Genomic DNA, 13,915 nt, shown 5'->3' on the forward strand with positions numbered 1-13,915 from the left:
GTCCGGTGGTGGGGCTTCATCTGGTGGTGGGGCTTCGTCCGGTGGTGGGGCTTCATCTGGTGGCGGGGCGCCGTCCGGTCGTGGGGCTTCGTCAGGTGGTGTGGCTTCGTCAGGTGGGGCTTCGTCTGGTGGCGGGGCGCCGTCCGGTGGTGGGGCTTCATCTGGTGGCGGGGCGCCGTCCGGTGGTGGGGCTTCATCTGGTGGCGGGGCGCCGTCCGGTGGTGGGGCTTCATCTAGTGGTGGCGCGCCGTCCGGCGGTGGGGCGCGTGAGGGCGCGGCGGTCGTCGGTGGGGCGCGCGGTGGTGGGCCACCTGAGGATGCGCTCGACGACGCTACCTCCGAGCAGCGCTCCTAGCTGCCCCGGCGGTGAGTGAACGGACCATTCATGCCCGCGCGAATAGCACATTTCGTGAGGGGCCGAGCGGCAGTCTCGTCCGCCTGCAAGCGGCCGGTTCAGTGGCGGGAAGAGATGAACGGACCATTCATCGCCGCGCGACTGGCGCTCTCGTGGGCCGGCGAGTGGTCTAGTGGTGGCGGGAAGCGATGAATGGTCCGTTCATCGCCGTGCGAGTGGCTCTCTCGTCGGCCATCGAGGGGGCCAGTCGCGCCGGGAAGGGATGAATGGTCCATTCATAGCCACGTGAGTGGCGCTGTCGTCGGCCGGCGAGTGGTCCAGTGGTGGTGGGAAGTAATGAACGGACCGTTCATCACTGCGCGAATGGCGCTCTCGTCGGCCCGTGAGTGGTCCAATCGCGGTGGGAAGCCATGAAGGGTCCGTTCATCGCGGCGCGACCGGCCGTCTCGTAAGCCATCGAGGGGGCCAGTCGCGCGGGAAGCGATGAATGGTCCGTTCATCGCCGTGCGAGTGGCGCTCTCGTCGGCCGGCGAGTGGTCCAGTGGTGGCGGGAAGCGATGAATGGACCATTCATCGCCGTGCGAGTGGCGCTTTCGTGGGCCATCGAGGGGGCCAGTCGCGCGGGAAGCGATGAACGGACCATTCATCGCCGCGCGAGTGGCGCTCTCGTCCACCACCGAGGGGCCCAGCCGTGCCGGGAAGTAATGAACGGACCGTTCATCACCTCCCGAACAACCCACCCGCACCCATCATCACCCTCCGCAACCGCCCCTCACCCACCGAACCCACCAGGCAACACCCGCATGAACTTCAGGCAACCAACGCAACCCGAACACCCCTTCGAAGCGTTTTCGAAGCGGGGTTTGTAACTCTGTCGGAGTAACGCGGGAACGGCCGGGCGCACCAGTGCGTCCCAGGCTGCGAACGACGAAGATCGGGGGCGGTGAACGAATGAGCGACGGTTCGCGGAGCCGCTTGGGTGCCCTGGTCCAGGGCTTCCGCCGGCGCGCGGGTCTCACCCAGCGCGAGGTCGCCGACCTGGCCGGGCTGAGCGTGGCCGGCCTTCGTGACGTCGAGCAGGGCCGTGTCACCCGCCCGCGCGTCTCCACCCTGCGCAAGCTGGGCGACGTGCTCGGCCTGTCCCGGGTGGAGCTGGGCGAACTGCTCCGCGAGGCCGGCAGCGAACAGGCCACCAACCCCGGCCTGCGCGTCGAAGTCCTCGGGCCGCTGCGGGTCATCGCGGAGGGTGAACTCGTCGACCCCGGCTCGGAGACCCAGCGCACCCTCCTCGCCCTCCTCGCGCTCTCCCCGAACACCCCCGTCGGCCGGGACGCGCTCGTCGAGGCCGTCTGGGGCGACAAGCCCGACAGCGGCACCGTCGACCTCCTCCAGTCCCGCATCTCCCGCCTGCGCCGCCGCCTCCAGGCCGACCCGGAAAACGGTTTCATCGTCTCCGCCCGCGGCGGCTACCAGCTCAAGGTCGCCGAGGGCCAGCACGACCTGCTCCTGTTCCGCCAGCTCGTCGCCCGCGCCCGGCACGTCCGCGAAGACGGCGAACTCACCGAAGCGTGCGGCCTGTTCGCCGAAGCCGTGGGCCTCTGGCGCGGCGAACCACTGGAAGGCCTGAGCGCGCTGGAATCCCACCCGATCGTCGTCGCGCTCGTGCGGGAGTACCGGGCCGTCGTCGTCGAGTACGCCGGCGCCGCCTCCGACCTCGGCCGCTACCAGGAGGTCCTGCCGCTGCTCCAGCGCGTCGCCGAGGCCGACCCGCTCCACGAGGCCGTCCACGCACGCCTCATGATCGCCCTCGCCGGCAGCGGTCAGCAGGCCGCCGCGCTCGACGTGTTCGACACCCTGCGCCGCCGCCTCGCCACCGAACTCGGCGCCGACCCCGGCCCCGAGCTGGCCACCGCCTACCAGCGCGTGCTGCGCCAGGAGGTCGCGCGCCCGGAGTTCGCCCCGGTCAGCGCCCACCGGCAGCTGCCGCTGGACACCGCCGACTTCAGCGGTCGCGAGGCCGAACTGACCACCCTGCGGGACGGCCTCCGCGCGATCGACGGCGGCACCGCGGTCGGCATCGCGCTCATCGAGGGCATGGCCGGCGTCGGCAAGACCCGCCTCGCGGTGCACGTCGCGCACCAGCTGCTCGCCGAGGGCCGCTACGGCGACTGCCAGCTCTACGTCGACCTGCGCGGCCACTCCGACCAGCCGCCCGCCGACCCGGCGGCGGTGCTCGCCTCGTTCCTGCGCCTGCTCGGCGTGCCCGGCGACCAGATCCCGCCCAGCCTCGACGAGCGCGCCTCCCTCTACCGCGACCGCGTCTACGGCCGCGACGTGCTGGTGCTGCTGGACAACGCGGCCAGCGAGGACCAGATCCTACCCCTGCTCCCGGCCGGCCCGACCAACCTCGTCCTGGTCACCAGCCGCCGCGCGCTCGCCCTCGACGGCGCCCGCACCCTGCCGCTGGACGTCTTCACCCCGGCCGAGGCCCGCGAACTGCTCGTCCGGGTCGTCGGCGCCAAGCGGGTGGAACCCGAACCCGAAGCGGCGCGGCGCGTCGGCGAGCTGTGCGGGTGGCTGCCGATGGCCGTCGCGCTCGCGGCCCGGCGCCTGCAGTCCCGTCCCACGTGGACGGTCGCCGACCTGGCCGCCCGGCTGGCCGAAACCGGCGACCGCATCGACGAACTGGCCGCGGGCAGCCGCCGCCTGCGTGCCGTGTTCGAACTGTCCTACCAGGCCTTGGCGGCCGACGAACAGCGTCTGTTCCGCCTGCTGGGCCTGCACCCCGGCGCGGACTTCACGCCCGAATCGGTCGGCGCGCTGGCCGGGCTGGCTCCGGCGCGGGCCAGGTGGCTGCTCGACCGCCTCGTGGACGAGAACCTGGTCACCGTCGTCACGCGCGACCGGTACCGGCTGCACAACCTGCTCGCCGAGTACGCGCGCGGTCTCGCCCGCGACCACGAGCCGGAGCCCGCGCGGCGCGCCGCGATCACCCGCGTGCTCGACTTCTACCTGCACACCGCGGCCCGCGCCACGCACCTGATCTACCCGGCCAAACACCTCCCGCTCACCGGCGCCGCGCCCGCGCACGGCCCCGTGCTGCCCGACCGCGAGGCGGCGAAACGGTGGCTGGAGGCCGAGCGGCCGTGCCTGATCGCCGCGGTGAGCCTGGCCGCCGAGCAGGGCTGGCCGACACACGCCTGGCAGCTGACCCGGTGCCTGCGCGCGTACCTGTACCTCTACGGCTACAGCCACGACCACGACTGGGTGCACACGCACGAGGCGGCGCTGGCGGCCGCGACCGCCGCGCAGGACAGCGTCGGCGAGGCCCACACCCGCTCCGACCTCGCGGCCGCCTACCTGCACCACGGCCGCGCCGCCGACGCGCGCGAGCAGTTCCTGCGCGCGATCGACCTGCACGGCGAGAACGGCGAGCGGGAACTGGAAGCCACGTCGCTGACCGCGCTGGGCGTGCTCTGCCACCGCGTCGGCGAGTTCCCCGAGGCGCTGCGGCTGTTCCGCACGGCCGGGCCGCGCTGCGCCGGGGACCCGTGGCTGGAAAGCGCTGTCGCGGCCAACCTCGGCGCCACGCTGGCCACGCTCGGCCGGCTCGACGAGGCCGTCGACCAGTACCGGCACGCGCTGGTGCTGTCCCGGCAGGCCGGCGACCCGGACGCCGAAAGCGGCGCGCTGGCCGACCTCGGTGACGCGTGGCGTCGGCTGGGCCGGCACCGCGAGGCGATCGAGCACTTGAAGGAGGCCGCCGACCTCGCCGAGGCGCACGGCCTGGAGCCGCGGATCGCCTACGCGCGGCACCGGCTCGGCAACACCTACCGCCGGACCGGCCGGTTCGACGACGCGCTCGGCAACCTCAACGAGGCGCTGCGGATCGTCCGCACGGTCAGCGGCCCGGCGACGGAGAGCGAGGTGCTCGTCGACTTCGGCGGCGTGCACCGCGACATCGGCGACCTGCTCACCGCCGCTGACCTGATCGAGGCCGGCCTGCGCGCCGCGATCAACCGCGGCGAGCGGTACCAGCAGGCGCGGGCGCTCAACGAGCTGGCGGAACTGCACCGGTGCGCCGCGCGGGCCGGGCTGGCGCAGGACTACTGGCGCCGCGCCTACGCCCTGTTCGACGAACTGGGCACGCCGGAAGCGGCCGAGCTGCGCGACTTCACCGGAAATTGCTGGCCCGTCACGTCCGTGGCCTGACTCCGAACTCCCGGGACGGCCATCGCCCGCCCCGGGACCAGCGGACACGCCGAGGCGCCGCCTCGCCTCGGCGTGTCCGCCACTCAACGGCCGGATCCGGCACCGTCCACTCCGGACGTCCGGCGCCCGCTCAGATTAGCCCGTTGCGCAGCGCGTAGGACACCGCGTGCGTGCGGTTGCGCAACCCCAGCCGGCTGGTGAGGCTGTGCAGGATGTTCTTCACCGTGCGCTCCGAATAGGACATTTCCGCGGCGATCTCCGCCGTGTCCTGGCCGTCGGCGAGCCGGCGCAGCACCTCGGTTTCCCGGCGCGACAACCCGTTCAGCATCAGCTCCCGCGGCGACAGCACCTCGCGCTGCAGGCGGGCCAGCCCGTGCAGCACCTGGCCCAGCTGCTCGGCGGGCAGGTCCCGCTGCCCCTGGTGCGCGTCGGCGATCGCGCGCAGCAGCCGGGTCGTCGTCAGCTCCGCGCGCGGGATCAGCACCACCAGGCCGTTCTCGATCGCGGTCCACAGTTCCGCCGGGCGGGGCGTGCCGGTGATCAGCACCAGCCGCGCGTTGGTGGGGGCGCCGGCCACCAGGTCCGGCAGGTCCGCCGCCGACCCGGTCATCGCGACCAGCACGTCCGCCGACGCGGGCGGCCCGGCGACCACGTGGATGCCCGGTTTGCCCTGGATCTCACTGAGCAGGCCGGCACGCAGGAACACGTCGTCGGCCAGCACCGCGACCCGGACCACGGCGCGGTCGGCAGCCGGAACGGCGTGCAGGCGGGCGGCGGGCCGGCCGCCGGGGATCTCCCGCGTCGCGGGGCTGAACGGCATAGGGCCACCTAACCGTACCGATACAGGGGGAACCAGGCGGAAGCACCGGCAGGTTTTCGGCTCCTGAAGTTCTGCCGGTTTAATGGGTGGCGGTGAGCGAGACACTGGATCCAGGGTCACCGGGGGAGGATCCGACCTTCGGTGAGCTGCTGCTACGCCATCGCCGCTCGGCCCGGCTCACGCAGGCCGATCTGGCCCAGGCCTCGGGTGTCAGCGTCCGCGCCCTGTCCGACCTGGAACGCGGCCGGGCCCGCGCCGCGCAGCGCCGCTCGACCGAGGCCCTCGCCGACGCGCTCGGGCTGATCGGCGGCACCCGCGAGGACTTCCTGGCCGCCGCCCGCGACGGCCGCCGCCGCAGGTCCAGACCACCGGCGCCGTTCGCGGGCCTGCCGCCGGCCGCGGTGCCGGACCTGGTGGGCCGCGAGCACGAGCTGGACACGCTGCGCTGCGCCGCCGCCGACGCGCTCACCATCCCGAGCGGGGTGGTCGTGTCGCTGGTCGGGCATCCGGGCGTGGGCAAGACCGCGCTGGCCCGCACGGCCGCGCACCTGCTGGCCGGCGAGTTCCCGGACGGCTTCCTGTCGGTCGACCTGCGGGGCATGGACGACCAGCCGGTCACCCCGCGCGCGGCGCTGGACGTCCTGCTGCGCGGCCTGCACGTGCCGGCGGCGGAGATCCCGGCCACGGTCGCCGAGCAGTCCGCGCTGTTCCGTTCGCTGCTGGCCGGCCGCCGTGTGCTGGTGCTGCTGGACAACGCGGCCGACGAGGCCCAGGTCCGCCCGCTGCTCGCGGCCGCCACCGGCTGCCTGACGCTCATCACCTGCCGGCGTGCCCTGGCCGGGCTGGAGTCGGCGCGCTGGTTGTGGTTGCGGCCGCTGGAGACCGCGGACGCGTCGGCGCTCGTCGCGGCGATCGCCGGGCCGGACCGGGTCCGCGCCGAGCCGGAGGCGGCCGCGGAACTGGCCGGGCTGTGCGGGAACCTGCCGCTGGCGGTGCGGATCGCGGGCAACCGGCTGGCGAGCCGTCCACACTGGACGATCGCCTACCTGGTCGACCAGCTGCGCGACGAGAACACGCGGCTGGCCGCGTTGTCGGCCGGGGATCTGCGGGTGCGGTCGGCGTTCGAAATGTCGCACCGGCGGCTGTCCCCGGCCGCGCGGTTGGTGTTCCGCCGCCTCGCGGTGATCCCGGGGCCGGATTTCGGCGCCGACCTGGCGGCCGTCGCCACGGGCATGGCGACGCCGGACGTGCGCGCCCACATCGACGAACTGGTCGACGCGAACCTCCTGCAGGCCGGGAGCGTGCCCGGCCGTTACACGTTCCACGACCTGATCCGCCCGTTCGCGCGGGAGCGGCTGGCGGCCGAGGAGGACGCCGGCGAGACGTCGGCCGCGATGTGCGCGGTGCTGGACCACCTGCTGGACGCCGGGATCGAGGCCGGGCGCCTGTTCTACCCGGACGCGCTGCGCGATTCGGTGGAGGCGAGCCGGTTCGCCACGCGCGAGGAGGCCGGCGCCTGGCTCGACGCGGAGGCCGCGAACTGGCTCGCCGCGCAACGGGTCGCGCTGACGCACGGCAAGTACGGGCAGGTGGTGGACCTGGCCCGGGCGCTGCACTGGTTCTCCGACGGCCGGATCCAGCAGCTGCCGTGGGACGAGGTGTTCGCGCTCGGCGTGGAGGCCGCGCGGGCGCTGGGCAGCCGTGCCGATGAGGCGGTGCTGCTCAACTTCCTCGGCTGGGCGCGGTACTACTGCCTGGGCGACAACGAGGGTGGCCGCGCCGCGCACCAGGAGGCGCTGGAGATCGCGACGGAGATCGGTGACCGGCGCGAGCAGACGTGGGCGCTCGGGTACCTCGGTTCGGTGCTGTTGCGGCTGGGGCGGCCGGCGGAGGCGCTGGACCACGTCGAGCGCGCGGTCGGCTTGGCGGACATGGATTTCTGGTTGGGGCAGGGCTCGATCCGGAACGTGCTCGGGAGGGTGTTGTGCGCGGTCGGTCGTCCGGGGGAGGCGCTGCTGGTGCACCGCGAGGTGCTCGCCGACACCGATCGTCACCGGGAGGACGCGAACCCGTTCACGTACCGGTTCTTCCGGGCGCTGACGTTCCAGCTGATGGGCCGTGCGCTCACCGAGACGGGGGACTGGCCGGGCGGCGCGGAGGCGTTCCGGACCGCCCGGACCCTGTTCGAGAAGGGCGGTTTCGCCGTGCCGGGCGCGGAATGCGCCGTGCAGGAGGGCACGGCGTGGCGGGAGGCCGGGCGGCTCGGGCTGGCGGAGGACTGTTTGCAGGCGGCGTTGGGGGTTTTCACGGACGTGCTCACGCGGTGGCAGCGGGCGCAGGCGCTGGCGGAGCTGGCGCAGGTGCTGGAGGCGACCGGACGGCGCGCGTGGGCAGAGGAACACCGCCGCGAGGCGCTTACGCTGTGCGAGACCCTGGACACCGAGGCAGCGGCCGAACTGGGGAAGCGCTTGCTGGAGGGGTGACCGCTGGGGCCGGCCTTTCTCGGCGGTGCGCCGCAGCTCGGGCGGGCGGTCAGCCGCTGAGGGCCGTGGATCGCTGCCGGGTTGGTTGGGTGGGATGGTCGTTGCTGCGACGGCCCGTCCGCGGGCCTCGCAACTGAGGCGGCTGGTGAGCCACTGAGGCCGTGTTTCACTGCCGCGTGGGTCGCCTGGGCTGGTTTGTCCTGCGGGCAGGGCTGCATCGATCGCGGGCCGCACAGCTCGGGCGGCGGGTGCGCCAGTGAGAGTCCACGGGTCTGTCCCGCTGCCGGTTTTCGAGCCGGGCGGGCACGGTTGACCGACCGATAGGGCATGCCGGAGCGGGCCCGCTGGCGTCGCGGCCGCCGCCGGGTTTCACTGAGCGTGATCTGGGCAGGAACGAGCAGCACGGGAGCGCGGACGTGGGCGAGCAGGACGCGCAGAATTGGCCTGCGCGCAGCTATCGCGAACTCCACGAAACGTTGCGCGTGGTGAACCGCACGACCGCCGCGGTCGCCGGGTCGTGCCGGGGCAAGGCTTCGTGGGTGCTGCATCGCAGCGGGCGACGGAACCCTCGCCGAGCCACCGTCGCTCGACCTGGAGGAGACCCTGGAGCGCCTGTTCGCCCACGGAGCCGAGGGCCTGTTCGAAGCAGCCGGCGACCTGAGACCGCCGAACGTCCGGGCACAGCCTCCGGTCCGGGAAACCTCGACTTCCGGCGGAGCGATCCGCCGGTTCCGTCCGCGCCCGTGATCAGCGGTCCGCGGGCGGCGCCACCCATCGGCCGGGTGCGGTGAACTCGCCCCGGCCGCCCGGCACGCGAACCACCGGCCCGGCGATCCCGGGTTCCGGCGGTTCTGCCTCGTTGTGCCCCGGCACCGCCGGTTTCGGCGGTGCCGGGAGCCCGGGCAGCGGTGGCGGCGCGTTCACCGTCCGGTTCGGCGAGGCGGGGCCCGGCGCAGGCGGCCGGGTCCCCGCTGCGTGACCGGTGTGGCCCGCCGAAGACCCGACTTCGTCCTGTCCGCGCCGTTCGACCTGCCGCGGGGCGACCTCCAGCTGCCGCCCATGCTCTAACCGCCGCGGGTGCCGAGCACCGGCCGCACCCCGGCCGAACGCGCCCGGCTCACCGATGAGGTGTACGGCTCGTGTGCGGAACGCGGTCTCGCCTCGGGGGCGACGCCTCGACTCCCGGCTGGAGGCGCCGCTGTCTCTGCTGGCCGGTCCGGAGGTGTGTCGACGCCGCGGGGCACATCGGTCACCCGGTCCGGGCCCTCGCCGTAGCCGCTGGCCGCACCGGAGTGCCGGCCCTCCTCGCCGGTGGTGAGATCTGGCTGACCGAGATCCCGCCGTCCGCGCTCGTTTCGGCGATCGTCTCGGTGTTCCCGCCCGGAATCCCGGCGCCCCGGGCCACCCGTTCGCTGTGGACGCACTGGCCGGAACCCGTTCCCGCAGCGGGCAGATCGGAACAAACACCGGGATACGATCGTCCACTGTGGTCACCTGGTTCGGCACCTCCCTGGCCGAACGCGGGACCGCACTGTTGACGGACACCGCCAAGATACATACTGTAGGTATGTAACTGTCCGCGGTGTTGCGAGGTGTCCATGGCGCACGCAGGGCCCAGTGCCACGGGCCGGATCGAGATCGGCGCCGAGCCGGGGCGGGTGTACGACCTGGTCAGCGATCCGGGTGTGCTCGCGGAGCTGGCCGAGGAGTACAGCGGGTTCCGCTGGCTCGCCGGGGTGACCGGTGCCCGGGTCGGCGCGCGGTTCCGCGGGATCAACCGCCGCGGGGTGCGGTTGTGGAGCACCGTCAGCACGATCACCGACGCCGACGAGGGAAAGCGGTTCGCCTTCGAGGTGCGGTCCCTGGGAATTCCGGTGTCCCGGTGGCAGTACGACATCGAACCCTCGGCTGATGGCTGCGTGGTCGTCGAGAGCACGTGGGACAAGCGGCCCGGTTGGTTTCGTGCGCCCAGTTCGCTCGTCACGGGTGTGTGGCAGCGCGAGGACAAGAACCGCGCCAACATCGCCGCCACCCTCCAGCGACTGAAGGCTCGCGCCGAACATCGCTGACGTCCTGCCGGGGAAAGACGCCTTCCCCGTGCACGATGCCCGTGCGCTCGCGACCATGCAAGCCGGTTGGCGCTGGAAACTCTGGCCCACTCCGCTGGTTTCGGCCGGGTCGCTGGGTGAGTGGCTGAGCCACTTGAGGCAGTCGTATAGCGGCTGGCGAATTCGCTTACTGGACGAGTGGCTGGACCGCTTGGCTGGCATCAGGGTTGAGCGGCAGTGGGGAGTGCCTGGGCCGCTGGGCTCCGGAACTGCTGCCGGACAGGGTTCCGTGGATTGGCTGAGCCACTGGGTTGCGCGGCAGGCATTGGGAAAGTGGCTGAGCCACCGGTCCGGAAGGCTCCGGGAGTTTGCCGCAAGCGGCTGAGTCCTGCGTGGCGGGGCAGGCATTGGACGAGTGGCTGAGCCACCGGTCCGGAAGGCTCCGGGAGTTTGCCGCAAGCGGCTGAGTCCTGCGTGGCGGGGCAGGCATTGGACGAGTGGCTGAGCCATCGGTCCGGAAGGCTCCGGGAGTTTGCCGCAAGCGGCTGAGTCCTGCGTGGCGGGGCAGGCATTGGACGAGTGGCTGAGCCATCGGTCCGGAAGGCTCCGGGAGTTTGCCGCAAGCGGCTGAGTCCTGCGTGGCGGGGCAGGCATTGGACGAGTGGCTGAGCCATCGGTCCGGAAGGCTCCGGGAGTTTGCCGCAAGCGGCTGAGTCCTGCGTGGCGGGGCAGGCATTGGAAAGTGGCTGAGCCACCGGTCCGGAAGGCTCCGGGAGTTCGCCGCAAGCGGCTGAGTCCTGCGTGGCGGGGCAGGCATTGGCCGAGTGGCTGAGCCACTCGTCTGGAAGGTTCGGAGGGGTCTATGAGTGGCTGAGCCACTTGACCAATCCCGGCGAGCGTACGGGCTTCTGGATGGCTGGTTGGGCCGCTGGAGCCATGCACCGAAACGGTGAGCCACGGGGACCGAGTGGGCTGAGTATTGCGCCGCCCGGCAGGTTCTGGCTAAGTGGCTGAGCCACTGCGCCGCAGACGCTGGAGTGGTCCGCTCAGCGGTAGACGACCAGCGCGCCCCGGCTCTTGCGCAGCGTGATGTCCGGCTGGACCTGGATCAGCTCCCCGTCGACGGCCAGGCGCAGGCGGCCGCTGGGCGCGCTGATCCTCAGCTGCGCCGCGGCCGGCCGGTCCTGGTAGGGCGGGCACCACCGCAGCGTCCCGGTGAGCACGGCCAGCACCACCCGCGTGCGCGCGAGTGGACGTTCCGCGTACACCGTGCGTATGTCGAGCAGCCCGTCGTGCAGGCTGGGCCGGTAGGTCGGCGCGAACCCGCGCGGGCGGTACGCGCCGTTGCCCGCGAAGATCATCCACACGCGGCGCCGCTCGCCGTTGACGATCAGCTCCTGCGGCTTCGCCCGGCGCAGCACGTGCACCAGCCCGACCAGCACCGCCGGCCACTTCCCGATCCGCTTCTCCCACCTCTCCCGGTAGCGGACGAGATCGGTGTAGAGCCCGGTGCTGCAGGTGTTGACGAAGACCTGGTCGTCTGCGATGCCCAGGTCGATCCGCACGGCGGAACCGGTCCGCAACGCGGTGATCGCGTCGTCCGGGGTCTCCACACCGAGATCGCGGGCGAAGTGGTTGAGGGTGCCCGCCGGGACGACGAGGAGCGGCACGTTGTGCGCGGCAGCGACGCGCGCGGCGACGACGATCGTGCCGTCCCCGCCCGCGACGCCCAGGACGCGGCAGGTCCGGGCGGCCTCGGTGAGCGCCTCGGTCAGGTCCTCGCCGTCGGCCGGTTCGACGATCTTCGCCTGCGGCAGCTCGGCGGCGATCCGGTCCAGCACCGTCGCTCCCGCGCTGCCCGCGGCGGCGTTGGCCACCAGGACCAGCCCGTCGCCGGTCGGCAGCGCGGGCGCCGGGCAGGGTTGCGCCTCCGACGGGTCGGACGGGGTGCGCGGCCACCAGGACAGCGTGACCAGGCCGGCGGTCAGGCCGAGGCCGACCCCGGCGAGCACGTCGGACGGGTAGTGGGCGCCGGTGACGACGCGGGAGGTCGCGACGCCGGCGGCGAGAGCGCCGACCGGCGCGGCGAGCGCGGGCCACTCCAGCGCGGCGCCGGCGGCGAAGGCGGCCGCGGAAGCGGAGTGCCCGGACGGGAACGACGTCGTCCAGGGCGTGCGCCGCAGCTGGCGGACCGGCGGGATGGCGACCGTCGACGGGCGGGTCCGGCCGATGACGCGTTTGCTCAGGCCGTTGGCCGTCGCGCTGGCGATGCCGAGGGCGAGCATCCCGCGCAGGGCGGCGCGGCGGGCGCGGCGGTTGCGCGTCGCGGCGAGCGTGCCGCTGACCGCCCACCACAGGCCGCCGTAGTTGGCCGCGCGGCCCAGGCGGGGCAGTACCCGGTCCAAGAGCACGGAATCGGTCGCCGCCACCCGGGCGAACACCTGCCGGTCCACCCGGGACACCCATCGCCGCATGCCCGCAGTCTATGCGCGCCCGGGGCTTGTCTCCGGGGCCGGCGAGGAGTAGACCGGACTTATGTCAGGTGTCATAACGCTCCGGGAGCTGGACGGGACGTGTATCGCGGACGTCGCCGACCTCGTCCTGGCCTGCTCCGCGGGGACTTTGCGGAACCGGTTCTTCATGCCAGGGCAGCCGGAGCCGCGGGACATCCTCGACCGGTACCGGCGCTACCTCCTCGCGGGCCCGCCGCACGGGGTCGCGCTGGTCGCGTTCAGCGGAGGGGCGGCCGCGGGGCTGCTGAACCTGGTGGCAGGTGAGCCGGGGGTGGCGGAGCTGGGCATCATGGTCGCGGACCCGTGGCAGCGGCGTGGCATCGGGACCGGCCTGGCCGCGTGGTTGCGGGCGTCGGGGCGGTGGGCGGGGTGGACGGTGCGGGCGGTGACGCAGGCGGACAACGCGGCGGCGAAGGCTTTGCTGCGGGGGCAGGGTTTCCGGTTGGTGCGCGGGGTTGATCGCGGGGAGTACCGGTACGAGCTGACGATGCCGGGGGTGGTCTGACGGTGGGTGGACGGCGTGGTGGTGAATGGGCTGGCGGGGTGACGCGGCCGGAATGGCTTGGTGGCGGGATGCACGGTGCGTGGGCTGATGGGGTGGCGTGGCCGGATGGCCTCGGTGACGGAGGTGGCGGCGTGACGGTGAGCGGGATGATCGGGCTGCGCGGCTTGGTGGGTGGTGGTCCGAGCGTGCGTGGGTTGATCGGGTGGCGCGGCGTGACGGTGAGTGGGCTGGCAGGGGTGGATGGCCTGGTCGGTGATGGGCGGCTGCTGGGGTGGCGCGGTCTGAGGGGCCGTGGTCGCGGTGCGACGCGGCGTGGGCTGACAAGGCTGCCCGGTCGGACGGTCTGGTTCGTGGCGGAGATGGTGGCGTGACGCGGGGGCCGCGGGAGCGGATGGTCTACAGCGCGGCGCAGCTGATCCGGACGCAGGGGGTGAGCGGGACCGGTATGCGGGAGGTGGTCGAGCACGCGTCGGCGCCTCGGGGGTCCTTGCAGCACTACTTCCCGGGCGGCAAGGACCAGCTGGTGCGTGAGGCGCTCGCGTGGTCGGGGGAGTTCGCGGCGCGGCGGGTCAAACGCTACGCCGAAGCCGCGCCGACGCCGGCCGGGTTGTTCGCCGGGATGGTGGCGCAGTGGCGGGACCAGTTCCGCGACGAGCGGTTCGCGGCGGGATGCCCGTTCGTCGCCACGACGGCGGATGTCGTGGCGGGCAACGAAAATCTGCGGCAGGCCGTGTGCGCGGGGTTCGAGACGTGGCTGCGGCCGATCGAGGAGAGCCTGCGGGAGATGGGGGTCCCGGAGGAGCGGTGCCGGTCGCTCGCGCTGGTGATGATCAGTGCGCTCGAAGGGGCGATCGTGATGGCGCGGGCGCAGGAGGATGTGGCGCCGCTGGATGCGGTGGTGGCGGAGCTGGGGCCGGTGCTGGACGCGGCGCGGGCTTGAAAACGGGGGCGGGTGTGGTGGCGAAGTTGGGGTCTGGGG

The 13,915-nt window shown here is 73.1% G+C and carries 9 protein-coding genes; 7 read left to right on the top strand and 2 right to left on the bottom strand.

What is annotated here, in order from left to right; genetic code table 11:
• Together D0D28_RS36425 and D0D28_RS33935 are read left to right on the top strand one after the other, a co-directional pair.
• Positions 1-374: hypothetical protein (locus tag D0D28_RS36425; protein ID WP_205413439.1), on the top strand; the 374-nt coding region annotated here is incomplete at its 5' end.
• 932 nt (positions 375-1,306) lie between these two features.
• Positions 1,307-4,567 (top strand): BTAD domain-containing putative transcriptional regulator, encoded by a 3,261-nt coding sequence (locus D0D28_RS33935; protein WP_116115252.1) that lies wholly within the window; start codon positions 1,307-1,309, stop codon positions 4,565-4,567.
• Positions 4,568-4,697: 130 nt separating this feature from the next.
• Here the strand turns inward: D0D28_RS33935 and D0D28_RS33940 are convergent, their stop codons facing one another.
• Entirely contained in the window at positions 4,698-5,387 is a 690-nt protein-coding gene (locus D0D28_RS33940) for a helix-turn-helix transcriptional regulator (RefSeq protein ID WP_205413440.1), read from the bottom strand.
• Positions 5,388-5,473: 86 nt separating this feature from the next.
• Here D0D28_RS33940 and D0D28_RS33945 point away from each other — a divergent pair, with 86 nt between their 5' ends.
• The 3 genes from D0D28_RS33945 to D0D28_RS33955 all read left to right on the top strand — a co-directional run bounded on the left by D0D28_RS33945 (position 5,474) and on the right by D0D28_RS33955 (position 9,939).
• Complete coding sequence (locus D0D28_RS33945) at positions 5,474-7,870, top strand: tetratricopeptide repeat protein (RefSeq protein WP_116115254.1); 2,397 nt, start codon at positions 5,474-5,476, stop codon at positions 7,868-7,870.
• A gap of 1,139 nt (positions 7,871-9,009) precedes the next feature.
• Positions 9,010-9,408 carry an ESX secretion-associated protein EspG gene (locus tag D0D28_RS33950; protein WP_240323461.1) on the top strand — a complete coding sequence of 133 codons (399 nt, stop codon included), beginning with the start codon at positions 9,010-9,012 and terminating at the stop codon, positions 9,406-9,408.
• A 60-nt stretch (positions 9,409-9,468) separates the two neighbouring features.
• On the top strand, positions 9,469-9,939 hold the full coding sequence (locus D0D28_RS33955) for an SRPBCC family protein (RefSeq protein ID WP_116115256.1): 471 nt from the start codon (positions 9,469-9,471) through the stop codon (positions 9,937-9,939).
• A gap of 1,025 nt (positions 9,940-10,964) precedes the next feature.
• Here D0D28_RS33955 and D0D28_RS33960 read toward each other — a convergent pair.
• A complete protein-coding gene (locus D0D28_RS33960) occupies positions 10,965-12,392 on the bottom strand; it encodes a bifunctional phosphatase PAP2/diacylglycerol kinase family protein (protein WP_116115258.1) in 1,428 nt (475 codons plus the stop codon).
• Between the two features lie 61 nt (positions 12,393-12,453).
• On the opposite strand from D0D28_RS33960, the gene D0D28_RS33965 reads away from it, so the two are divergent.
• Positions 12,454-12,936 (top strand): GNAT family N-acetyltransferase, encoded by a 483-nt coding sequence (locus D0D28_RS33965; protein WP_240323462.1) that lies wholly within the window; start codon positions 12,454-12,456, stop codon positions 12,934-12,936.
• Between the two features lie 367 nt (positions 12,937-13,303).
• The gene (locus tag D0D28_RS33975) at positions 13,304-13,876 is read left to right on the top strand and encodes a TetR/AcrR family transcriptional regulator (RefSeq protein WP_240323463.1); all 573 of its coding nucleotides are present in this window, start codon (positions 13,304-13,306) and stop codon (positions 13,874-13,876) included.
• The last annotated feature ends 39 nt before the right edge of the window (positions 13,877-13,915 follow it).

It is taken from the genome of Amycolatopsis ruanii (assembly GCF_003385175.1).
Lineage (GTDB): Bacteria > Actinomycetota > Actinomycetes > Mycobacteriales > Pseudonocardiaceae > Amycolatopsis_E > Amycolatopsis_E thermalba.